Source organism: Bradyrhizobium sp. MI1.11 (assembly GCF_055811255.1).
The window spans coordinates 21,202-42,628 of the sequence record NZ_JBVVPM010000017.1; the positions used below are offsets into that span (position 1 = coordinate 21,202).

Consider the following 21,427-nt stretch of genomic DNA (forward strand, 5'->3'; position numbering starts at 1 on the left):
TCAGAAGCTCCCGAGGACGAGATTTCCTCGGGGGGAGATGTTGTCCTAGGCGGTGGAAGCCGGATCGGCAGAAGGGCCTTCGTTGTTTGGGCTAGGTGGGAGAAGGATGCCTGCCCAGTCGATCTCTGCAAGTTCGGCTGGCAACAAAGCCTCGTAGGTGCGAAGGGCCGCGTGGCCTGGGTGAGAGTCCACCGCGAAGGCGACCAATTCACGGGCCCGTGCGTCGTTACCGGCGACACGGTTGACCTCGGCCACATAGAGCGACAGGGCAGCTTCAAGCAGTAGCCCGATATTGGTCACTCCGGCTGTATGCCGTGTCTTGAAGTAGGTTTTGTGCAGTTCCTCCAATTGCTCCACCGTCCACTCAATAGGAAAGCCCGTGATGAGATGAGCAACGAAGCTCTCCACCGTGGGAACATCGAAATCGGATTTAAATTTCTCAAAGAGGGCTGGCCATTGTTTGCAGCTGAACTCTGGGCCTGCCAACTGATGGAACAGATAATAGAGTGTCACCATCGGAAGCCGCTGGCTCGGCTTTCGTAACCCGGGCACCTGGTCCTCCACCATGGTCAGGACCGGCCGCAGGTCGGTTAGCTTGGCGTCCTTTTGACGTAGGAGTACGGCAGCACTAATTTGCTCCAAAAACGCCGAAAGCCGTACCGGCGCACTTTTATGATCAAAGCCCCCGGTCGAGGCTACCCAAAATTCGGGAGAAAGCTTGACGGTAACGATACCCGGCAGCTCTCCGCGGTAATTGAATGTCTCGCGTTCAACGGTGCGTCCACGTGCGATGAACTGCATGATGATGTGACGAGCTAGCCGAGATAGGCCTGCGAACGACAACGTTTCCTTCTTGTCGACCTCGGTAGCCTCGGGAAAGCCACTTATGGTCAGTTGGCGCGGAACATCGTGCAAGAGATGCACGTAGCCTGACCGGATCGTGTACGCTTGCTGAAGCGCAATGGGAAGATCGGGCCGACCTATTGGTCCTTGCGCACCAGCGGCCTCTTCTCGGAAGAATGACGGCGCAACATGCGCCATGGCGAAATCGCGGAAGCGTCGCGCCAGCGCGACATGCTCGTTGGAAAGAACCGCGTCTCGGACTCCACCGGCGACTTCGTCTGACGCATCCTTCAGGGCTTCATCGATTTTGTTTCGTTTGCGCGAGTCGTAGTCGCTCCACTCAGCTACGTGGCCATCAAAGCCCTGCGCGAGAGATTCTATCGACGTAACGAACAGCGTGTAAGCGAGATTGAGATCGTCCGCCAACCGATGTGAACCGATGACGAACTGCCTAATAGCACGCATGGCCCCGACAAACGTCTCACGCTCGAGCCCGATTAATTGCGTGATGAATGCGACCAACGCTGCAGCTTCGCCGTCCCTGGCGTGGACGTCCTTATCGAACATGCGGCGGATGAACCGGCTTGGCACCGCCTCGATCCCAAGGCTCGGCCGTTCGGCCAAGAGAAGGCGCCGGGTAAGGTCGGGATCGGGAGTGCAGGTCACATTCAAAAAGAAGGAGATGACTGCGGCGAAGTCATTCAGAAGGTCATCGCCACTTGTCGCAATAAAAACACCCGGCTTAGGACCGTCGGGATGTTTCTCCTGCTTTTCCAGCATCTCGCATGTGAGCGTCGCAAAGGAGTGGAGGCCGGTCGAGGGATGAAGGGACCCTACGGGCGTAATGATCTTCTCACCGCGCATAACGCGGTAATTGGTATAGAAGATCGCGCGGTGAAGCGTTTCGTATCGCTCGCCGGGTGGAAAGAACTTCTCGGTGATAATCTGCAGCATGACTCGCGACCTATTGGTGTTCTACGATCGAGGCGGTCCCAGCGGGAACCCGTTCAATCCTTCAGGCCGTGCGTAGCCGGTCTTGTCAAAGACCTCGTCGAAGAAGGCCAGCAGGGCCGCGTTGATTGCCACGGAATCGGCCGAACCAAGCTCGACTTGCACGATGGCTTCGTCGAATTGAATCGGACCGCGAATGTCATCCTGGTGAACGCCGAGATGCGCACGCCGCATGTTCAACAGGCCGAGTTCGACCTCGCAGGGGAACATCAGTCCAAGACGCTGGACGGCAAACGGCACGTTCGCATGGAGCGCGCGATAAAAGCCTTTTTCCAAGGTAACCACGGGAATGAGCGGCAACGGAATGTGCGCCTGACGCCATGCCCGCTCGCGCGTAATCAATGTATCCGTCAGGCTCCAGAGCTCGCCGTTCTGAAAGAGTTGCGTCGCCCAGCGCAGGGGCGCAGGCCCCATCGGGTACGCGCCGGCGGGATCGTAGTAGATCGCCCCGTAGGCGTTCACCGTGGCGAGACCACCGTGGCCGGTCGCCCGGATCATTTCGGACTGATTAACGTTGGCGTTGAGGCTCGACACCGTCAGCGGCTTTTCCTGGCGCTCCATAGGATTAATGCGCATGTAGCCGTCGGAGGCGCCTGCGAAAGCAAACCGGACCTGATCGACGTTGGGCACGCCGATCTCGGCGAGTACCTCGCCTTGCGTAAAATAGCTGCCCTTGCTGAAGGTGGACGGCGTTCGCAGGAAGGCAAGTTTTGCCTTCCGCGCACGATCCTGACCGCCATCCAGCCCTGAAAGGATCTCGAAGGCGGCTGCGCTGGCCGCATCGGCTGCGCGCTGTTGCGATCCTTCCTTGTCTGCGTTCGCCTTGCCGGACAACAGGTCCGAGATGCCGCGAATGACGGCGCCTTGCGTTGGGTGACTGATATGCACCCCCTTGAGGAATCCGCTGCCTTCCATCTCGACGGCGATGGCATCGCCATAGTGATCATTGATCAGCGTCGCGGTGGCGGCCTTCTTCGAAGCCACGACTTTCTCGCCTGCCGCGATCGGCGCGACGAAGAACGCGGGGTCTCCGTGTCCGACCGCAGGATCAAGCCGCGACTTCCAGTCGTTTCCTTGGCGGATAACGCGGGCGCGCTGATCCAGCGCATGGGCCGTGATCTGGACGTCCGGTCGCGGCTGGAAGCCCTTGGCGGTATCCTTGCCGGACTCATAGCCATAGACCTTGGTTGCGACCACCACGTCGCCGATGGCCACGTCCTTCACGCCGCCGGCGACGCCGACGAACAGCGCAACATGGGGCTTGTAATGCTCAAGGGCTCGAACCGCGATTGCAGCGGCGCCCGCATTGCCGGGGCCGGCTTCGACCACCGCAATATCCCATCCCTCGAACTCGCCCTTGAAAAAGCCGGTGCCACCGACGGTCTCAACGTTGCATTTCCCGAGCTGCCGCAACACCGCGCGCGTCTCGACCTCAAGGGCGGTGACGATGACAGCAGTGGGGGATGGGCGTTGTGGCACGCGGCAAGCTCTGTTGGTATGGGGGTACGACTTAATATATAGGTGCTGGTCCGGCTTCGCCTAGCGGTAATCGCGGTAAAGCCAATGATCGGCATGTCGATGATCACCCAGCAGGTGCTGGTGCTGCTGCTGGCGATCATGGCGATCATGGTGATCATGGGCACGGCGATGATCATCCTGATGCTGATGCTGCTGCTGCTGATGGTGCTGCTGCTGGTCACCATGATGATCATCGGCATGATCATCATGGTCGTCGCGGCTAGGTCGCCTTCTCCCCGTCCTCCAGGGCTCGGGCTTCCTGTGCGCGCGGCATCAAGAACTCCGCGAGCGTCTTTGCCACATCCGTCAGCGGGCCCGGGTCGACCGCGACCTGCTTGGTGAACGCCGCCCACTGATCCTTCTTGCCGGCGTCCTCGGTAAAGGTCGGGGTGAATGCGTCCAGCAGTGCGGTCGGAATCTCGGTCTTGCGGCGCGCGAATGTCGCCTTGATGGCGCGGGCCAGCGTGTCGCCCTCGAACTTGTAGGAGCGGATCAGCACCCAGACGTCGTAGAAGTCTTTCAGGCGGGTGTTGGCGAGGCCGAGCGCGACCATCGCCTGGAATTTCTCGGCGATGACGGTCTCGCGCGGATAAGAGCGCAGCTTGGGCGCCGGAAAATCCAGCAGCACCGGCAAGTCGGTCTCCTGCACGCCGGGCTCGATGGCGTCGCCGAATGCGATATCGATTACGACGCGAACGCGGGCATTATCGACCGTGGCATTGCCCTTGATCCGGACGCCGCCGTATTCGTTTTCGTCGCGGATGCGGTCGACGGTGAAGCTGGCCGGGTCGAAGATGACGCCGTCGGCGGCGTCGACGGCGGCGATCTCCTTGAATATCGCAAGGAGGGCGTCGGGGTCGGGATTGCCCGAGCCGAGAAGGTCGATGTCGCGCGTCGGCCGGAAATGGTTGTCGACCCAGGTCGCGAGCAGCATCGCGCCCTTGAGGACGAAGCGGTTGCGATAGTCCGTCGAGCCGAGGCGATAAAGGAGCCGTTCCAGCACGTAGCGGGTGAGGAGAAGGTCGAAGGGCTGAGTGCGCTCTCTGGAGAGCGTGAGCAGTCGCGCGCGAACCGAGGCAGCGACATTCTTGGGCGGGTTAGCCATTGGCGGTCATCGCTTCAATATAAGGTTGCATGGCCTTCCAAACCCCGGCCTTGCGCGCGAAATCCGCGATTTCCGAAGGCTTGGCCTTGCGGGTTCGCAGGACCTCGCGCAGGCCTTCGAGCGCGAGGTTGAGGCCGGTGCTGTGACGATAGCGTGTCCCGGCGCTCCGCCGGTAGCGAAAAAGATCGACGACGGTCTTGGCGGGGCTGAAGATCTTCACCGGGCAACCTTCGATCGTATGAATCTCCACGCCCTCCTGAAGCCGCTCCGGGTTGAAGCGAACGAACTGCATGGGCGGATTGGTTGGAAGGGGCTGGCGGTCTTTGGGACCGATGGCGAGCCAGACCATCGAAGGAATGGTATCGGTCAGGTCATGAAAGGCGAGCGCCGAGGTGAGCGCGACGACCCCTTTGGGAACGCGCTTGGCGGCTTCGGCGAGGGAATGGTGCGTATCGATGGGCGCGTCGGGCAGCTGGTACAGCCCGCGACCGAGTTGGACAACGAGGCCTTTTTCCTTCATGCGGGCGATGGTCGCGGCTGTGACGCCTGCCGTGGCAAGCTCGGAAGGGCGCACGATGCCGCGTTCCTTGAGGAGTTCGATGGCACGGTCTTGTTGGGTCGACGATGGCTTGGCCATGATTTATGATCCGATTTGTCGGATATATTCTATTTATAACCTGCATTTCATATCATGCGGAACTACCGCAAACAACCCGTAAATTGTCACGCAACCCCTTGATAGATATAGACATCCTATGGACCAAAATCAGATCCGGTACACCCCGCTTGTCGCGCCGCAATTGGCGTGGTCGGCTACGACCATGCTGGCCGCGATCGCGTCCATGGCCGCCACATGGCTAACCGCGAAACTTATGCGCGCCCAAACCGCCGCCTCACCCAGTCGATTGCACGAGCCAGGGCGCTTGTTCCTTCCGGATAATAGATGCCGGCGCCATTGATCTTCGAAGGGTCGATGCCGGCATCCGTAAGCGTTTTCATCATCGTCTTGAAATCCTTCCATTGCTGCTTTGACTGAAGGAGCGGCACGCCAGGTAACGTAGCGTGATGGCAGGCCCAACTCCGCAGCATTTCGTCAGGAATTTGCTGAACGAGATGGGCATCGTGGCTTATGAGACCGATTGTCCGAGCCAGCTTCTCACCAGTTTCGTGCTCGCGGCGCAAATGCCATGCAAGGAAATCAGCCGCCTGTAGGGGTGCGTACTGAAGCTCCTTGTCGCTTTTGAATGCCGGAAGCCCATCGATCAGATTTTGTGCCTCCGCCGGGAGGGATTTGATCATCTCGCTGAAAAAAATCTCGACATCGACATCGACGCCCTGTTGCTCGTCGAATACGAACCTGATGGGCGCCCGTACTGGGCTTTCCGCGACATAGCGTGAGACAGTAGAGACGACCGTGAAGCACATCGTGAAATGCAACCGTCCGAAACCGTATGGCGAGACCGGCTTCAGTTCGTTCTCGAATAGCTGACCATTTGCCGAAACTTCGTAGGAGATTGGCTTATAATGGGAGATGATGGCAGCGAGTCTTGCAATCTTGGCATCCCGCAGTTTTTCGTCCCACCGGCTGTAATGAAATTGCCCGCTGAGGTTATGGGCTTCGGATGCTTTCAGGTACTCGATCGCGGGCCACGCTTTTAGTTCCTGGTGCCAATCCTTGGAGAACGAGGCCCACACGTCTGCGCGATGTAGGTAGCCGGCCAGAAACAATCGCTTGTCGCCAGCTTGTGCCTTGGAATCATCGGTAAATGCTTGAAGTAAATTCAAGCGCGTATTCCCTCCGGCCAACCTCAAAAGCGTGCAAGGCGCAAACCACGGTATAGGCTTGAGCAACCGCGTATCAAGGTTTGTTTGCCGATGGCATCGCGATCGTTGGCTGGTCCGGCCGGGCGTACATGAGTGATCGCCAAGGACGAAGCCCGCTTCACTCCCTTGGGCAATGAGCCTGCGTTGTCTGCGAGGTCTCCACGGCCCGTGCTTTGGCCCCCTCGAAAAGGTCGTCCCGCTATTTGCTTTTGTTGGGGTGCGACGATGGGAGTCCATTCGCCTGGGACATAGGAAAGCATACTGAGGTTGAATTGCGACACTAGGAGGTAAACCACTGCCTTCGGGACGGCGTTGATTTCCTGTCCGAGGCGATCTGCACTAAGGCGTTCGAACACGAGTGTACGGATGCCGCGCGAGGTAGCGGCGTCTTGCGCGTCGGCGGTATAACCCTTCGCGGGACAAGAATTCTCTGCCGGATGGGGATGCCGGTATCTTCAAGGATGCCGACGAAGTTATCGACCGCGGGAGTGTCGAGAGGCTTGACCTCGTTCTTGCATCCAAACGCAGTTTGTACCGGGTAGCCCTGCCTAAAGGTCGTCATCATCAGGCCCCATGCCATCGCGCCATGAGCTCACATCGACGGAGTAGTTGGTGTCGCCGAATGCCATATTGAGAGGATCGACGAGCGAGACTTGAATGTCGCAATGGAATGGAAACGACAAATCGGCTTCGGCTCCGTCACCACGACGTAGGTCCGAATTTGATCCCCATTGGAGGCCAATCGCGACGGTTCCCGTGGCGCGATAGGTTATGAAGTGCGCGCCAATCGAGCGAACCGATGTATCCCCGACATAGACTTCTTCGACCGAATGATGCGTGGCAAGCTCATCGACCTCCTGAATCGTGTCGCTGAGGAGCGCATCAACGGCGGCATCGTCAAGTTCCTGTTGGATGGCGTTAAGGATCGTCGAGCGGCACTCGTGATAGGTATCGAGGAAGTTTGCCAGGGCTTCAATCGCACCGGACGCCGCCGCATCCTGCTCGTCATGTCCTTCAATGATCGTATCTTCCCGCCCGTGCACATGTTTGCTTAGATTGTCGACCGCCTTGATGAGTCTTTGGCGGATTGGCGCAATCTCGATCTGAAGCGTGTCTTTTACAAACTCATCGCTCAACCCGCCCTGAATGGCGAAAACAATGCGTTGCCCACGCGTTGGGATGTTACCCTCGCGCTCGGAAATGAACCACTCCGTTTGAACGACCTGATCGACAGGTGCGAGCATGCCCATCATATGCTCGAACAGGATACGCATCGCTGTGCTGAAGAAGTTGAGCCGCAGCGGGTTGGCGGCATCCGCCAGCGCATGCTGCGCCCCGGTGATCGTGGTCCGGGAGAAGTCGTCGACCGCTTTTGGCTTTAAGGCAGCTAGTTGATCGTTGAGCCAGGGCAATGCCATGGTACCCCCGCTAGATTTCGCCGCGCCGGACGCGGCGCTCGTGCTTGTAATCGAAGCAACGAGACATCCGGCGCACAAAGGGGGCTTTGTGAAAACGCCATTTCGTTTCGTCATCAAGGATCGAGGTGAAGATGTCTCCTGCCATGCTGAGACCCAGTCCGTAAAACATTCGCACAAGCACGATATCGTAGACTTGAAAGGCGAGACTGTTGAAGCGGTTTAAGGTGCTAACGCTTTCCATCCCGGCGCCTTCCCCTTTGCGCTCGCGCGACATGGCGCTCTGAAACTTCGGCACAGCGGCATGCACATAGAGCGAGAGATCCCCGTAAAGCGACAGGATGGCCGCGTTGGTTTCTCCGGGTTTCTCGAATTCATCGAAGTATCGAAGCTCGGTTACGTAATCCTCAAAGCGCTTGCTACGGTCACCAAGGCCGGCAAGCCTTTCGTCAAACGACTTCGCGTCCACATGAAAGTCGCGAGACGACAGCTTGACCGCAGCTTCCAGCAAAAACCGCAACTCACGCCGAGCCGCGTTTTGCAGGCCTTCCTTCGCGCTCATCGTGATCGCGATTACGGCCTCGCTGAGATGCGGGGCGAAGCGGAACATGAGATAATCTTCTGCGGCGGAATACCGCGTTCCTTGCAGGCGAATATAGGACTGGGCCGCCAGCAGATCGGAGCCAATGCCCTCCAGATAGCGCAACGCATCCTGGAACGAGCGGCTATTTAGAACGCCTTTTTCATAGTTTTCGCGCTTTACCTTCATCGCCCGGAAGATTGCTCCAAGCGGGTTCTCGTCACCTTCGGGTACATGATCGTCATCGCTTGTCGTCATCGTCTATCTCAAAAGAACTGCTGCGGATCATGGAAAGCGGAAGAGAGGTCTCGATCTCGTTGCATGATTGCGTCGATTACGGCAAGTGCGTTGTCCATCAGCGCCATATCTCGATCACGATTGGCCGGGTATAGCTTGTTTCCGTGGAACAGATTGTTCCTGACTTGCCAAACGGCATCCAGTAACTGCCGTGTATTGCTTAGCTCAGGCAGTTCATTGCCAAACTTCGGCCTTGCACCAGCCTGCACAAATAGATTCTTCGGCGGTCTCTGGATCAGGATTGGGGCGATTTGTGCGTCCCGGACGGCTTCAAAGAAGTCGCCCGGCAAGTTCGCTGACAGTTTTTCGCGGCAAGCCTCGGCAACCCTGTTGTGCTGAGTCCGCCGGAGGAAGCCGCACTGCTTCATCGCGAACTCGAACCGCGCGAAGGTAGCGAAAAATCGCAGCGTTTCGTCGGCCGGGAGGCCATTGAGGAGTTGCTGCGTGGTTAGCATCCGCTGTGCCCGGCCAGGAGTTTTCGGCGGATGGAATACGGCAAGAATGGGCTGAAGCCGGTCTTAAAGCGAGCCTTCATGATAATAGACTCTTCCGCAAAATAGAAAAGATATCGAACACATAAGTTCGCCTGTCGAGAAGACGCGTGGATGGCTTTAGCGAGCCCGCCCATGTCCTGCCGAACTGCGCTGCTGGCTTGAGCGAACGAGGGGCCCGGACAGGGGTGCACGCACGGTTCCAGACAACACTATAACAGATCAGCGAACGGCGGCTTGCGACGCTCGGCGGTCATCATCATCGCCAGACGGTGGCGCTCCTCCGCGAACTCTGTATGAATCATTTTCTTGGAAACGGAATCGATGGCAAGAAACTTCAGCTTGCCCATATCCGCTTGCGATTGGAAATAGCGGCTAGGCTCTTCACTTACCACGACAACGGTTGCGTAAAGGTCAAACAACCGGACAGAGACAACGATCTTCCCAGGAAGGACCGAGCTGTAGGCAATATGGTGACCCTCGTGCGGCGTCCAGTAATTGGAAAACGCCACGCAATCTTTCGCATCGAAGATATTTCCTGCGTACAGATCGAGGGCGTCCAGATCGCTACTCATTACAGCGGCCCGCAACTTAGCGGCAAGGGGATCATCGAGATAAGCCTCACCCAGCCAGAGAAACGCCAATTCATAGACGATCTTCAGCACGGCATGCTGGACGTAAGCGAAGCTGACTTGCAGACTCTTCATAATGACAGGGGTCTGAACCGTCCGCTCTGTGTATTTGTTGGCTTCCGCTTTGAGCTCTTCATCGGACAGCGGTCTCAACTTGTGACGCTGCCGCTCCCGACGGATGATTTTCGGGATCTGATCTTTGTCCCGGACATCCATCGTTATCTGACGAACCTTCTGACCGTCGGGCAATACGATATTTGCCGCATGATGCAGCTGCCTTTGACTTAGCTTTCCGGTGGCTTTGTCGAATGTTGTCTGGATGCGCCCAGCGGCCTCCCCGACGAGCGTGGCGTCGCCAAGGAATATCTCGTACCACTCCGGGGCCGCGCCTGAATTTCCAGCCAGACCTAATTTCGCCCGCCGGGCGCGAACGGGTAGAAAATCGCAAAGCGCTGCATCAACACGCGCTCCGAGCTCGGAATTGCATTGATCACAAACGCGGTCGATCGTAAGGGGCCCGCCAATCGCGCGAGGAAACACATGCTCTTGACTTGGAGGCCGCTCCTTCAGGCAAAAAATGCAACGCATGACCTACCTCGATACGCGGTGATTTGACCGTTACCTAGGCCGTCCGCCTGTTTGCGAACCGAGAGAATGGTCCGCCGAAACGATCCTCGAACGGCGGAGGATCGTTGGGCAGCAAGAGAAGCGAAATTGCAAAATCATATTGCTCGGAGAGCACGGTCATTTCGAGCACGGGCTCAGGGAGCCAAATGCCGCCATCATGCTGCCGCGCCGTTTGGCGTTCCGCCGTCAAGCCCTGCGCAGTCAAGCCCTGCGCAGCCAAGGAGGCAACCGGAACGGCAATGGGGCCAAGGGACGTACGAAAAAATGCACCCGTCCGGAGCGCCTTTGCACTCGAGCGAGCCCAAAGAATAAAGCCGTCCCTCGAAACTACAAGAACGGCGCGTTTTTCAGTATAGGAAAGCCATCGAAGCACGGTCGCGATCAGCGACACTCGGTAACGCTCGGCACAGTCAGAGATGACGTTCAGGTCAACTACAGCATCGGGTTGGATAAGCCGACGAAAATCATCAAGCGGCATGAGCAAATTGGCGGCAAAAACGTTGGCTTGGTGCTCGACTTGGCCGTATTCAGAATCCCACTGAACGAAATCCTGCTCGCCACATCTGATACCGTCAGGATAGGCAAGACGGTGCAGAAGGTAATGGCCGAATTCATGAGCAAGCGTGAAATTAACTCGGCCAGTCGATCGCATTTGGTTGTTGTAAAAGATGCCCCAGCCTTTCTTGCCAGCCGGGGCCTTGTATAGAGCGCCATCGAAGCCGGGCAGACTATCCCCAACTATCCGTGAAATCGGATCATGCGGGAATTTTTGAGCGCTGTATTCCTGGGCAACGGCGGTGACATTAATTGGAAAGTGTTCTGCTCCCAAGACCGCATTCAAAACGTGGGTGATCTCGAAGGCCCAACGCTCGGGAGAGAACGGCAAGGTCATGAGTCATCGCCCCAAAGCTTCACCATCTTCCGTATCTTTGCCTTGGTCGCATCATCCATTTGCCGGTACTGGCGATAGAATTTGGCGTCTGCGGCATCTTCGGTGGAGAGAGCCTCGCCTTCATCCAGAAGATACTCTATCGTCGTATCGAGCTGATGCGCTATTTTCGCGAGCTTGTCCGCCGATGGGCGAGGCGGGTTCTTATTTTCTAGCTCCCAAATGTAGCTCTTACTCGACTCTGAAAGCTCGGCGAGTTTGTCGAGGCTGAAGCCCTTCTCTTTTCGAAGGCGGCGGATCTTGTCTCCGAGCGCTGTGGACATCTGTGTCTCTCCTTTATGAGTAACAATTGGAGTGACTGTCAGGCATTATCTGCCCGCCGAGATACCAACTTCTTACGAATGAGACGAAACAGTTCAGCTTGATATTGAGCATCGTGCAAGGCGTCGTGATCCGATTTAGACTTGGGGTTTAGCTTCTTATCAATTGCACTAGAGCGCGTATCCCGCCATGTACATCCGGTGGCGCCCATATAATAGGCCTTGATGTCGAGCGCGGTAAATCCGAAAGGATTCCTCCCAAGAAATTTGTGGAAATAGTAGTTTACGAAGGACCAATCGAACGGCGCGTTGAAGCCTACGAACACCGCCGTATCCCCATCGTGAACAAAGCTTTCGATCCACGCCGCAAACTTTGCCATTGCCTCCTTTGGAGGAATACCCGTCTTGGCTAATTCCTCCAGCGAGAAGCCGCCGACTTCCAAAGCCTTCGGGTCGGCATTTCTGTTGATCGGTTGTAGCTCACAGGAAAATACACGCGTCGGCTCGTCCACGTCGCAGGCACCGATTGATAGAAGGCTGTATTCTCCCGGTATTGGGCCCGCCGCCTCAACGTCAATCGAAATGAAGATTTCGCGTTTCATGAGATTAGGGGCTCTGTAGCGACGAGGGGTGGTCGACTTTGGATCGCAGCCCAATGCTCTCGAAACGCTCGCCGCCGCTCCTCGATCGTTCCTTTCGTCTTCCAATGCAGGCCTGCAAAGGTGTGGATGTCGAACGGATGCGCACTCCCTTCCTTGACGGTCAGCATTGTCGGAAGGCTCCGACCAAAGGCATAGCCAAGCTCCAAAAAGCAATTGGGTCGCATTCCCGTAATGTCGGCTAGGACGACCCGGCTCCTGTGCAGCTTAGCAAAGATCTCCTGATCGATGCGGGCGTGCTCGTACTTTTGCTGACCGTCCACGACAACCATACGATAACCCAGTTCTCCCTCAATTACCGGCTGCACCACCACCTGGAAAAACGCCTCTACATCGGCGAAGTCCTCATGGTCCGGATTCAAAAGTCGAACGACGAACGCGGGCGGCGGTTCCAGATTTTCCAGAAGGTCTATGATGCCCTTAACCTGATCGGCCGTATCGGTACGCGCCGTGAAATTGATACGATTCATCCAGGTGTGAGCGGTTTGAGCCACAGTTCGAAAGAGGCGCGGAGCCTGACTGCTTGACAGACCTAAGGTGAAAAGCCGACGCGAGCCCTGATCCGCCGGTGTGACCTTGCAGCCGAGGGGCACAACCGGCTTTCCCGCGTCGTGATACAAGTTAGTCAGGAACAACACTCCCTCGGATCCACCAACCGTAAGGAGGATGTCGCCCCAGTGTGCCTGCGCCTCCATCCGCTTGCTGTTCATATTCCAATGAGACACGTTCTCGATCTGGATGAGATCTGAAGAACGTAATTCGTCCCAAAGGCCCTGAAATTCCGCGGGGATCTGCTCTTCCGTCTTATGGTGCTGCACGGCAACGAGGAGGGGATTTGGAGCGCCAGTCGGGCGACGAGCGAGATTCTTGTGTATTGTCTCCAAGATCAGCCAATCGAAGCAGATCGGCTTGCTGTCGACGGGCCGGAGCTTTTCGCCATCAACCGGCAGCACGAAGGATACCCCCCGCGCAACGAGCTCGCGGACAACGCCCTGCAGCAATTCGCGAGCCTGAGCGACGTCAGCCGTCGAGGCATGAGGCAACTCGAGTGACACGCTGCCCGCGATGTGGATGCGGCGTCCAAACAGAGGCGACTTGACCATCAGCGATCCTCCAATGTCGGCGATGCCTTCATGGCCAGAACAACAGACTTGAGATGCTCGAACGAGAGCGGGCGATCTGGAAAGGCCAGCGCCAACGCGCTCGGATAAAGGCGGGTGCGAATATCCGAGTACGTCCAGGACGGCTGCCCATTCTTTGCTTCAGTCGCGGCTACCAGCTGCGCAATTTGACTTTCTGGCAGACCAAGGGCTGCCAAATCGAGCTTGAATAGCTGCCTGCGTTCTTCAGCCGTTGGCCTCTTGAACTCCTCGACGATGGCCGCGCGCCTCTGCAGAGCGGGATCAAGGATCGAGAGCCTGTTTGTGCAAAGGAAGGTGACGACACGGCCACCAAACCTGCGCAGATCGTCGATGCCTTGTATGAGCGTGTTGACGGCAACTTTATCTTCGTGGTGGCTATGGTCCTGAGACCGAGAAGTCGCCAGCGAGTCGCCCTCATCGATAATAAGGATGGCACGCCGCCCGCGGCCCGCGGAGTGGGTCACGCGGTGGAACGCTTCCGAAAGGTGCGTGCCCATCTCTCCGACCTTGCCGCTACCGCGAACGCGGTTGCTGAGCTTGAACAAGATCGAATCGTCCGCACGAGCCTCTGCAACAATGCGGTTGGCCAGGCATTCGGCGTTGGCCGTTTTTCCTGTGCCGACGTCGCCGTGAAAGATGGCGAGGGGATACTGTTCGGCGACAAGTTCGGACAGCAGCAACTTGCCGCCGTGGTGCTTCTTGTTCCAGGCGCCGATTTCATCGAGGCTCAAAAGGAGGCGAAGCTGATTGTGAACGCGCTTGTACCGCTCCTCAAATCCGAGCAGCGTCTTCGCTTTGGCGGTTAGCGCAGGGTCCGGAAGCGGAGTTTCGCTGTCGAAGACTTTGGGAGCCGGCTGGTTCATGAGGCAAAGTCCTTTCGCTGCATACCGAATGCGTTGCTGGCATAGTCGCGGTTGCCCGCCGACTTCAGCGTCGCATGGCTGGTGTCGTCACTTGTTGGACTCCAGTTGATCTTCAGCTTGGAGCTCATCGCGGCGCGCTCGGGGAACGTGTAATCGTCGGTGTGGAACAGAACGATACGCAAGTACGGATTGGCGACCTTGGGCCACATGACCCAGCCGGGGCGGCTCATGGTGAGATCGCCCGAGGCGGTGTTGACGGTGTATTGCACCGCGCACACCTCCTCCGTGAGGTCGCGGAGCAAGGTGATGTCAACCTTTTCAAGGAACCCCTTCTTGGCGAGGGCTTCGACATCGTGGGCATACTCGCGCGCCTTGGCTTCGGTGATGGCGCCGGAGCTCTGGGCGATCATGACGAGATCGGCCGTAAACCTCCGCGCCACCGCCTCGACGTCGGCGTTGGTGTAAGAATACGTCTGACTGGCAGTTGCAGAGTGGGTCATGCAGGTTCCTCGATCTTGAAGCGGGGTCCAAAGATTTCCTTCCACACCTCGGTGTCATCCTCTGCCGAAGCAAAGTGCGCCGCTTCCCAGGCGTTCTGCGCGGCTGCCACGATCACCTGCCGCTCGGCCGCGGTGATGCGGCTGGCGACGTTGTTCAGGCTGTAGACCGGATCGATAATCACGACAGGGTCGTTGAACGTGCCGAACGGCAGCGTGTTCTCGGCGAACTGGATGCGCTCCTTCAGCCCGGATTGCGCGATGTAGAGAAGGATGCGCCGGAACCGCTGCTCGATCGATCCGGTGTTGCCCTCCGTGTCGAGCAGGTGCGCGACGAGCAGCTCGATGATGAACGATTTGAGCGGTTTCAGCTCGGCGTGATTGCGCCACTTCTTCGTCAAGCGGACCAACGTGCGAAAGTCCTTGTCCTTGTTCTTCCGGTCGCGCACGAACTTGATCTGGCAGGGAGCGCAGGTCTGGAGCTTCGAGCCGTCCTGCAAATCGAACTGCCAGCCGTAACCGGCGCGCTGCGGGTCTTCAATGACGGGAACGATGTCCACGCTCAGGCCCGTGCCGACGAACGAGACCGTTGCGGCCTTGCGCTGGATCTCGAAGTCCTCGACATCCTTGTTGGGATAGATCTCGATCAGCAGCTTGTAGATGGTGTCGTTCAGACCCTGGAGCGTCTCATGGTCGATGCTCCGGCCCGAGATGTAGAAGACGACATCGACGTCGACCGGGTCGGTCGAGGTCTTCCGCAGGATCGTGAACTTTGCGAAGGAGCCCGCCTTGACGACCTTCGTGATCTTGATCGCTGTCTTCTCGCGTACCGTGCGGCTGAGTTCGTAGATCAGGCGGTCAACCTGCTCGTGATATTCCTTGCGCTTGTCGGCCGGCAGGCGCAGCACGTTGAAGTCGTAATACTGAAGTTCAGTGTTGTTCAGGGGCACGGGGAGGCTCCTCTAAAGAGTCACAAAAAGTTCGGAATAGCGAACACCGTGACCGAGTCTTTAGAAAAATACAAGGCGCAAAAGTGCGCCTACTCCGAACACTCACAGGAGATTTTCGACGATGAAGGGCGAGGCGCTGCCGTTCGTCACGCGCCAGACGCGCGCCATGTAGAAAACTGTAACGCTCGGCAGCCAATCGGAAGAGCGCCTGTAACACCTTGATATTACGATGTAAAAGCACAGGGATTCCGGATAACGCGTGGAAATCCCTTACCCCCACATGAAAAAACCCGCCGAAGGCGGGATAATCCATTGATTTTATTCAGAAGAAACTTCGTTTCAGGGATAGGATTTTGAACCTATGCCCTTCGATGGTCGGAATGAAGCGAAGGGGCTCCCGGGCGCGTCCCAGACGAATCGAAGCGGTTCGTCCTATTTGTACGCCACAGCGACCCAGCAGCCGCACCTGCGAACTTGATTTCTTTCCTGTTAGAGCAGCCTACGATCTTATCGGCTCAGACCGATCACGGTTCGGGACTAAGGCATGAGCGGCAAGGACGCAAAGGTTCCGATCGAGGCGTTAGAGCTACCAAATAGTCGGAAGATGCCACACGCCACGAAGCGGCGTCGCAAGAACCGTGGCATGCCGCCGCCCGCGACCTTCGATATCGACGCGCTACCGGGCAGCTCTAATTTAACGGCATTAGAGGCGGCCGCGGTCATCCGGCGCACGCCCGGAGCGCTGGAGCAGTGGCGGCGCGATCCGAACCACCCGCTGAAATGGCGCTACGTCGATGGCCGGCCCCTTTATCGTGTCGATGCGGTGCGGGACTATCTGGCCAAGTGCGATAAGACGACTAGGACGCCTCGGCCGCATAATGCTCACGGAGACGGCCGAGCAGCTCGGCCTTGATCGGGTCAAGCGGATTCGTCCGCTGCAGGCGCACGATCTTCCCGATGCGTTTCGCGCCAACCAGCTCTGCAATGTAGTCGTGAGCCGCCTCGAACGCCATCTTGCGGATGATCCACTGTTCGTCGTGATTGTAGACTTGATCGATTCCGCTTGGCTTCTGCCCAACACACAACCGCTGGATTTCGTTGTCGTAGCCACAGCGCGACATGATGGTGCGCAAACTGCGCCTTAGGTCATGCATGGTGAACTTGGCAACGCCCGCTTCCTTGACCAGGCGGTTGACCATCTTGGTGAAGCCCGACATCTGCCCACCGGTCTTCGGTGACGGGAAGACATAGTCGGACGTCGCGCGCTGGAAATGTTTCGCGGCCGTGAGCACCTCGTCAACCAGGTGAGTGCGCGGCACATCGTGGTGCAGCCCCATCTTGGTCCACGCCGCATCGAAGGTGATCCGGTCGTCCATGATGTGCTTTCGCCACTCGATCATGGTAGGCTCGCTGCGGCGCGGGCCGCCGAGCAGGCACATGCGTGCCAGGAGACCGAAAGCCCCGAGCTTACCGGATGCATCCCAGACCTTGATGATTTCCTCATCGGCCAGCGCGCGGCCCTTTGTTCGGCGCCCGACTCTCTGCGCGCGAGTTTCCTTGGGCGCGCGATAGCCGGCGAGCACGTTGTGCTCGACGTAACCTTCGCCGACGCACCATTCGAGGAAGGTATGCACGTGCTTGCGCAAGTCCTTGGCGGCACCGCGCTTGCCGGTCTTGGCAATCTTGTCGACCGCAGCCATGATTTGCCGTCGCGTCAGGTCCCCCACGCCGCTCTCGGCGTGATCCTTGAGCCCGCGCCGCAACGCCGACATTGCTGGCTTCCAGTTGACGACTTGACGTTCGGTCAAGGACGTCTGGTAGGGACCATCTTCAACAATGAGGGCCGCGAGCGTGGTGCGCTGCTTATCGGCTGCCTGTTGCCGCCTCGCCTCGCGCTTCGCATCGTTCGGGTCCAAGCCCTTGACGACCTCGCCTGCGGCGATGGTGGCGGCCTTGCGCGCGGCCTTCTCATTATATTTGGGCCACGCGCCGAGGGTCTTGCGCTGGGTCCCCCTCACCCCCGGCTTGGTGAAGAGGTAGACCCAGGTTCGGCCGCCGGTGGCGCGCATGCGCAAGGCAAGGCCGGGCAGCTTGTCGTCGTGGAGATAATGCTGCGCCTTACCCGGCGGCAGCGTTGCGTTGCGGATCACCGCATCAGTGAGTGTCAGCTGGTTGGCCGGCTCCGTCATGATCCATTCCCTCTCTCTGTGCCCCGGTGTACCCCGCAACAAGGGCGGCCAACCTCGAACAGAACCGGGTCTCAGACCTCCCCCGTTTTTGTGCCCCGAGGGAAAATCCACCGCGGGCACAACGGGGGCATACAAAATGTAACAAGGTCGCCTATGGGCTCTTATGGCCGCACAAGGCCATAACCAACATGAATTAAGGGGGTTTTTACATCTCAACTATGGCCGGATTTGGTTGGCTCGGGTCTACGGATTGTGGTTCACACGGGAGAGGTCCAAGGTTCGATCCCTTGTGCGCCCACCATCCATCTTCCTGATCCCTGCTGATTGCGGACCTATCGTCGACACACAGTGGCGTGTCGGGACCGTCTCAATCACAAAATGTCGAAAACAACCCCTGCACAGTAGCCGGCATCAGTCGGATCAATGGGTTACAACCATGCTATTTTTCCGAAATCGGATTTGACTCGTCGGGCAAAACACCGGCATGATGGCATCGTCGCGGTGGCCTGAGCGGGAGTATTGGGCCATCGCCCTTGGGGCACTAGCTCTTTGTTTTGCGCATGATCTCCCCTCGTCATTGCGAGCGTAGCGAAGCAATCCAGAGTCTTTCCGCGGAGACAGACTGGATTGCTTCGCTGCGCTCGCAATGACGGAGCAAGGGGTGAGACCGCGCCGGCTGACGCGCACGCCTCCTCGAGCTTCAAGCCGCCCGCGCCGGCCGCCAAGCCGCGTAAAGACCGACCAGGGTTCCGATGGCAACCAGTGCTGCGGCCAGCAGCAGCTGCAATTCCCCGTCGTCGGTGGTGCCTACGGACGACACAAGTCTGCTCACGACGACGAACAGAATGCCCACGGAGGCTGCTGCCCCCACGCCGAGATAAGCGAGTTCGCGCGTCAGGTTGCGGCCGAGGAGTCCGAGCGCCGTGAAATACATCGCGCAGGCGTTGGGATGAACGAACAGGGCAATGCGCGCGTAAGGGCCGTAGGCGTCGAGGAGGGACTCACAGCGGTTCAGTGCCGCCTTTGAGGCAACCCGCTGCAACAGCGGTCTGAAAAAGCGAGCCTGCCCGTAACTCAGGACGGCGCCCGCGATGATGGCCGACCACGCCACGATGAAGACGGGGACGTCCGCGGGCTTCGGATTGAGCGCTACGGACATCAGGATAAGAGCGGTTCCGGGAAAATAGCCAAAATACGGGAAGACCGACTCGAGTAGCACGCAGACGAATATGAAGACCGGAAACCACGACGAACCGGTTGCATCCTGGACGACGGCGTTCAAGTCGAACAGATCAGTCTTGTACAGGACGAGGTACATGCACATGGCCAATCCGGCCAGCGCGTAAAACGGCAACGCCCCCGACAGAAACCGCCTCATCCAGCTATCGCGCTTGGTTGCGCGGACACAGCGGAAACCATCGATAAACGCCCCCTACCCAATCGACAAAATCTCGATCTCCTGCGCACCCGATCCCACGACATCTCCGACCGCCTTCCCCATCAACGACTTTGCCACCGGCGCCACGAACGAGATCGTGCCGGCCTTGGGATCGGCTTCGTCCTCGCCGACGATGCGATAGGTTTGCACGCGGCCATCGGCGCGGCTGAAGGTCACCGTGCTGCCGAAGGCGACGACATCAGTCGAGGCCGGGGCGGGAACGACCTGCGCCGTGCGCAGCCGTTCGGTGAGATAGCGGGCGTCACGCAAGGGCACCGCCGATTGCCGTCGCCTTTCGTTGACGTCCTCGATCGCCTGCGCAGCTTCATAGGCTTCGCGTGCGTCCTGAAGCTGCCTTTGCAGCGCCTGCAAGCCTGCTTCCGTCACGAGGTTTGGATGCGGCGAGATCGGCCGATCCGGCAACAGCGTCTCGGCGGCGGTTTCCGCGCTCTCTTCTTTGGTAAAGGCAACGCTCAAGTCGAAATTCCTGTCGAACTGTTCGGGCTCATGGCCAGGATCATATCTCAAGTTCGACGAAACGGCGCAGCTTGAAGACGATGTCCGGCATGGCCTGGCGGAACCGCGTGGCATCCCGGAATGTGGTCGAGAACGGCGCGAAGGTGATCATCGCATTCCAGTGCCTGTAACCGTAGACCGTGACGGAGGCACCGGTCGCCGGAAAATTCTCCAGCTTGCGCAGCTCGCCCAGGACGAGATCGGCGATCGCTTCAGCAGGCAGCAACTGCTTGCCATCAGGCGTCGTCGCGATCTTCGCGGGCGGCTCGACCGGCTTCGCGGCAGCCGCCGCCGCACCGGGCGCGTTCTCGGAATTCTTCTCTGCGTTGTTCTCGGCCTTGGCCGGCGGCGTATCGGCGGCGGGCGGCTCGGCCAGCTCAAATCCGTTCGTCGGCGCTGTCGGCGGCGGAACCTCGATGAGCGGCGGCGGCACAATACTGTCTGCGGCGCGCCTGTTGCCTCCCAGGATGCTGCTGATCATGGCCACGAGGCCAGCATCCTTCACGTCGTCACTCATTACTCCCCCTAGGCTTCGGCCTACTCTAGCACCGCTCGCGCGGACCGCCACTGGGGATGTATGGCCGGATTCCGCCCGGCCAAGGTCCTATTTTGACGCGATGGCACCGGCGGTGCGATGCCCGATCACGCCGCGCCGCCGTGCGATCCGTCACTGCTTATCGAACGGAATGTATTGCTGGTACTGCTTGGGCACCGAGCTGCGGTAGCGCGCGGGCACCGTGCCGCTGTCGACCGAGTGATCGATCTCCTGCTGCCGCGTCATCTTCTTCTTCGCCGGCTTCTTCGACGCACTCTTTTTGGAGTCGGTCGGCTGGCTGGAAGCGTCATTGGTTGCGCCCGGCGCGGTCGTCGTCGCTGCCGGCGCGGCGGTTGTCGTCGCAGGCGCCGCGGTTCCGGCGGCGGCTGGTGCGCCCTGCGCCAACGCGAGCGGTGTCTGCATGAGAAGCGCCAGCGCTGCTGTCGCAGCCAGCAAGTATGATTTCTGCATTAGAACCTCCAAAATACCTGATCCGAATAAGGCAAGCGTAGTTCTCCGGGATCGACACGTGCAAGTCCGTTCACGATAGGCTCGAACCCCATCGTGAACTGTGGCCGAGATCACATTGCCGGCGGCAGGCTGCGTCATGATGTGCCTTGTCGCGAACGCAAGGCATTCTGGCGACACCAACACAGGCATGACTGCGCAACAGACGAGCCAGGCTCGCTGACATTCCCACCCACTCGCTCTCGAAGGAGACTGACATGCGTCGCACCATCCTCACTCTCGCATCGCTCGCGGCCCTGCTCGCCGTAGCATCCCCGGCCGCCCAGGCACATCCTGCGAACGATCGATATTGCATCCAGGGCCGCTCGTGGGGTTACCCCGGCAATTGCCAGTTCGCCAGCTATCAGCAGTGCCTCGCCACCGCCTCCGGCACATCGTCTTATTGCGGCATCAACCCGCGCTACGCGTTCTCGCAGCAGCGCGACTACTGACGAATTGGCGGCGTGGGGGGGGGGGGGGGGGGGCCCCACCCCCAAAAAAAAAAAAAGCAGAGCCAAACCCCCGCCCCCCCCCGGCGATAAAGGGGCGGGCGCCCCCGCGGCCGCGCCGTCGGCGAAT

General features: G+C 58.8%; 22 protein-coding genes. 1 reads left to right on the forward strand and 21 read right to left on the reverse strand.

The window, feature by feature from the left end:
- Positions 1-45: 45 nt before the first annotated feature.
- The 21 genes from AC0L30_RS18310 to AC0L30_RS18410 form a co-directional block, all read right to left on the reverse strand.
- A complete protein-coding gene (locus AC0L30_RS18310) occupies positions 46-1,797 on the reverse strand; it encodes a hypothetical protein (protein WP_473404897.1) in 1,752 nt (583 codons plus the stop codon).
- Between the two features lie 21 nt (positions 1,798-1,818).
- Positions 1,819-3,333 (reverse strand): 5'-methylthioadenosine/S-adenosylhomocysteine nucleosidase family protein, encoded by a 1,515-nt coding sequence (locus AC0L30_RS18315; protein ID WP_473404898.1) that lies wholly within the window; start codon positions 3,331-3,333, stop codon positions 1,819-1,821.
- A gap of 259 nt (positions 3,334-3,592) precedes the next feature.
- Entirely contained in the window at positions 3,593-4,477 is an 885-nt protein-coding gene (locus AC0L30_RS18320; RefSeq protein WP_473404899.1) for a nucleotidyl transferase AbiEii/AbiGii toxin family protein, read from the reverse strand.
- The gene (locus tag AC0L30_RS18325; protein WP_473404900.1) at positions 4,470-5,114 is read right to left on the reverse strand and encodes a type IV toxin-antitoxin system AbiEi family antitoxin domain-containing protein; all 645 of its coding nucleotides are present in this window, start codon (positions 5,112-5,114) and stop codon (positions 4,470-4,472) included. The genes AC0L30_RS18320 and AC0L30_RS18325 overlap by 8 nt, the downstream gene beginning before the upstream one ends.
- A 233-nt stretch (positions 5,115-5,347) precedes the next feature.
- Entirely contained in the window at positions 5,348-6,262 is a 915-nt protein-coding gene (locus tag AC0L30_RS18330; RefSeq protein ID WP_473404901.1) for a DUF3800 domain-containing protein, read from the reverse strand.
- A gap of 587 nt (positions 6,263-6,849) precedes the next feature.
- Complete coding sequence (locus AC0L30_RS18335) at positions 6,850-7,719, reverse strand: pPIWI-associating nuclease domain-containing protein (RefSeq protein ID WP_473404902.1); 870 nt, start codon at positions 7,717-7,719, stop codon at positions 6,850-6,852.
- A gap of 10 nt (positions 7,720-7,729) precedes the next feature.
- A complete protein-coding gene (locus tag AC0L30_RS18340; protein WP_473404903.1) occupies positions 7,730-8,554 on the reverse strand; it encodes a hypothetical protein in 825 nt (274 codons plus the stop codon).
- An 8-nt stretch (positions 8,555-8,562) separates the two neighbouring features.
- Positions 8,563-9,048 (reverse strand): hypothetical protein, encoded by a 486-nt coding sequence (locus AC0L30_RS18345; RefSeq protein ID WP_473404904.1) that lies wholly within the window; start codon positions 9,046-9,048, stop codon positions 8,563-8,565.
- A 248-nt stretch (positions 9,049-9,296) separates the two neighbouring features.
- Positions 9,297-10,304 (reverse strand): HNH endonuclease, encoded by a 1,008-nt coding sequence (locus AC0L30_RS18350; RefSeq protein WP_473404905.1) that lies wholly within the window; start codon positions 10,302-10,304, stop codon positions 9,297-9,299.
- A 34-nt stretch (positions 10,305-10,338) separates the two neighbouring features.
- Positions 10,339-11,235: an ImmA/IrrE family metallo-endopeptidase gene (locus AC0L30_RS18355; protein WP_473404906.1), complete on the reverse strand. Its 897-nt coding sequence runs from the start codon at positions 11,233-11,235 to the stop codon at positions 10,339-10,341.
- Complete coding sequence (locus AC0L30_RS18360; RefSeq protein WP_247396089.1) at positions 11,232-11,555, reverse strand: helix-turn-helix domain-containing protein; 324 nt, start codon at positions 11,553-11,555, stop codon at positions 11,232-11,234. The genes AC0L30_RS18355 and AC0L30_RS18360 overlap by 4 nt, the downstream gene beginning before the upstream one ends.
- A 38-nt stretch (positions 11,556-11,593) precedes the next feature.
- Positions 11,594-12,154 carry a 3'-5' exonuclease gene (locus tag AC0L30_RS18365; protein ID WP_473404907.1) on the reverse strand — a complete coding sequence of 187 codons (561 nt, stop codon included), beginning with the start codon at positions 12,152-12,154 and terminating at the stop codon, positions 11,594-11,596.
- Positions 12,151-13,314 carry a hypothetical protein gene (locus AC0L30_RS18370; protein ID WP_473404909.1) on the reverse strand — a complete coding sequence of 388 codons (1,164 nt, stop codon included), beginning with the start codon at positions 13,312-13,314 and terminating at the stop codon, positions 12,151-12,153. Before AC0L30_RS18370 ends, AC0L30_RS18365 begins: the two co-directional genes overlap by 4 nt.
- Positions 13,314-14,216 carry an AAA family ATPase gene (locus tag AC0L30_RS18375; protein WP_473404910.1) on the reverse strand — a complete coding sequence of 301 codons (903 nt, stop codon included), beginning with the start codon at positions 14,214-14,216 and terminating at the stop codon, positions 13,314-13,316. The genes AC0L30_RS18370 and AC0L30_RS18375 overlap by 1 nt, the downstream gene beginning before the upstream one ends.
- A complete protein-coding gene (locus tag AC0L30_RS18380; RefSeq protein ID WP_473404911.1) occupies positions 14,213-14,716 on the reverse strand; it encodes an HORMA-1 domain-containing protein in 504 nt (167 codons plus the stop codon). Before AC0L30_RS18380 ends, AC0L30_RS18375 begins: the two co-directional genes overlap by 4 nt.
- Positions 14,713-15,663: a CBASS oligonucleotide cyclase gene (locus AC0L30_RS18385; protein ID WP_473404912.1), complete on the reverse strand. Its 951-nt coding sequence runs from the start codon at positions 15,661-15,663 to the stop codon at positions 14,713-14,715. Before AC0L30_RS18385 ends, AC0L30_RS18380 begins: the two co-directional genes overlap by 4 nt.
- A gap of 857 nt (positions 15,664-16,520) precedes the next feature.
- On the reverse strand, positions 16,521-17,852 hold the full coding sequence (locus AC0L30_RS18390) for a tyrosine-type recombinase/integrase (RefSeq protein ID WP_473404959.1): 1,332 nt from the start codon (positions 17,850-17,852) through the stop codon (positions 16,521-16,523).
- A gap of 700 nt (positions 17,853-18,552) precedes the next feature.
- Entirely contained in the window at positions 18,553-19,230 is a 678-nt protein-coding gene (locus AC0L30_RS18395) for a hypothetical protein (protein ID WP_473404913.1), read from the reverse strand.
- A 54-nt stretch (positions 19,231-19,284) separates the two neighbouring features.
- Complete coding sequence (gene greA, locus AC0L30_RS18400) at positions 19,285-19,767, reverse strand: transcription elongation factor GreA (protein WP_473404914.1); 483 nt, start codon at positions 19,765-19,767, stop codon at positions 19,285-19,287.
- A gap of 40 nt (positions 19,768-19,807) precedes the next feature.
- Positions 19,808-20,323, reverse strand: coding sequence for a hypothetical protein (locus AC0L30_RS18405; RefSeq protein ID WP_473404915.1), 516 nt, complete (start codon positions 20,321-20,323; stop codon positions 19,808-19,810).
- Between the two features lie 150 nt (positions 20,324-20,473).
- The gene (locus tag AC0L30_RS18410; RefSeq protein ID WP_007596462.1) at positions 20,474-20,812 is read right to left on the reverse strand and encodes a hypothetical protein; all 339 of its coding nucleotides are present in this window, start codon (positions 20,810-20,812) and stop codon (positions 20,474-20,476) included.
- A gap of 254 nt (positions 20,813-21,066) precedes the next feature.
- Here AC0L30_RS18410 and AC0L30_RS18415 point away from each other — a divergent pair, with 254 nt between their 5' ends.
- A complete protein-coding gene (locus tag AC0L30_RS18415; RefSeq protein ID WP_007596464.1) occupies positions 21,067-21,300 on the forward strand; it encodes a DUF3551 domain-containing protein in 234 nt (77 codons plus the stop codon).
- Positions 21,301-21,427 lie beyond the last annotated feature (127 nt).

Coding starts and splice junctions, on each gene's coding strand:
- AC0L30_RS18310 (WP_473404897.1), bottom strand. CDS start 1,797: ATGCTGCAGATTATCACCGAGAAGTTCTTTCCACCCGGCGAGCGATAC.
- AC0L30_RS18320 (WP_473404899.1), bottom strand. CDS start 4,477: ATGGCTAACCCGCCCAAGAATGTCGCTGCCTCGGTTCGCGCGCGACTG.
- AC0L30_RS18325 (WP_473404900.1), bottom strand. CDS start 5,114: ATGGCCAAGCCATCGTCGACCCAACAAGACCGTGCCATCGAACTCCTC.
- AC0L30_RS18335 (WP_473404902.1), bottom strand. CDS start 7,719: ATGGCATTGCCCTGGCTCAACGATCAACTAGCTGCCTTAAAGCCAAAA.
- AC0L30_RS18340 (WP_473404903.1), bottom strand. CDS start 8,554: ATGACGACAAGCGATGACGATCATGTACCCGAAGGTGACGAGAACCCG.
- AC0L30_RS18345 (WP_473404904.1), bottom strand. CDS start 9,048: ATGCTAACCACGCAGCAACTCCTCAATGGCCTCCCGGCCGACGAAACG.
- AC0L30_RS18350 (WP_473404905.1), bottom strand. CDS start 10,304: ATGCGTTGCATTTTTTGCCTGAAGGAGCGGCCTCCAAGTCAAGAGCAT.
- AC0L30_RS18355 (WP_473404906.1), bottom strand. CDS start 11,235: ATGACCTTGCCGTTCTCTCCCGAGCGTTGGGCCTTCGAGATCACCCAC.
- AC0L30_RS18360 (WP_247396089.1), bottom strand. CDS start 11,555: ATGTCCACAGCGCTCGGAGACAAGATCCGCCGCCTTCGAAAAGAGAAG.
- AC0L30_RS18365 (WP_473404907.1), bottom strand. CDS start 12,154: ATGAAACGCGAAATCTTCATTTCGATTGACGTTGAGGCGGCGGGCCCA.
- AC0L30_RS18370 (WP_473404909.1), bottom strand. CDS start 13,314: ATGGTCAAGTCGCCTCTGTTTGGACGCCGCATCCACATCGCGGGCAGC.
- AC0L30_RS18375 (WP_473404910.1), bottom strand. CDS start 14,216: ATGAACCAGCCGGCTCCCAAAGTCTTCGACAGCGAAACTCCGCTTCCG.
- AC0L30_RS18380 (WP_473404911.1), bottom strand. CDS start 14,716: ATGACCCACTCTGCAACTGCCAGTCAGACGTATTCTTACACCAACGCC.
- AC0L30_RS18390 (WP_473404959.1), bottom strand. CDS start 17,852: ATGACGGAGCCGGCCAACCAGCTGACACTCACTGATGCGGTGATCCGC.
- AC0L30_RS18395 (WP_473404913.1), bottom strand. CDS start 19,230: ATGAGGCGGTTTCTGTCGGGGGCGTTGCCGTTTTACGCGCTGGCCGGA.
- AC0L30_RS18405 (WP_473404915.1), bottom strand. CDS start 20,323: ATGAGTGACGACGTGAAGGATGCTGGCCTCGTGGCCATGATCAGCAGC.
- AC0L30_RS18410 (WP_007596462.1), bottom strand. CDS start 20,812: ATGCAGAAATCATACTTGCTGGCTGCGACAGCAGCGCTGGCGCTTCTC.
- AC0L30_RS18415 (WP_007596464.1), top strand. CDS start 21,067: ATGCGTCGCACCATCCTCACTCTCGCATCGCTCGCGGCCCTGCTCGCC.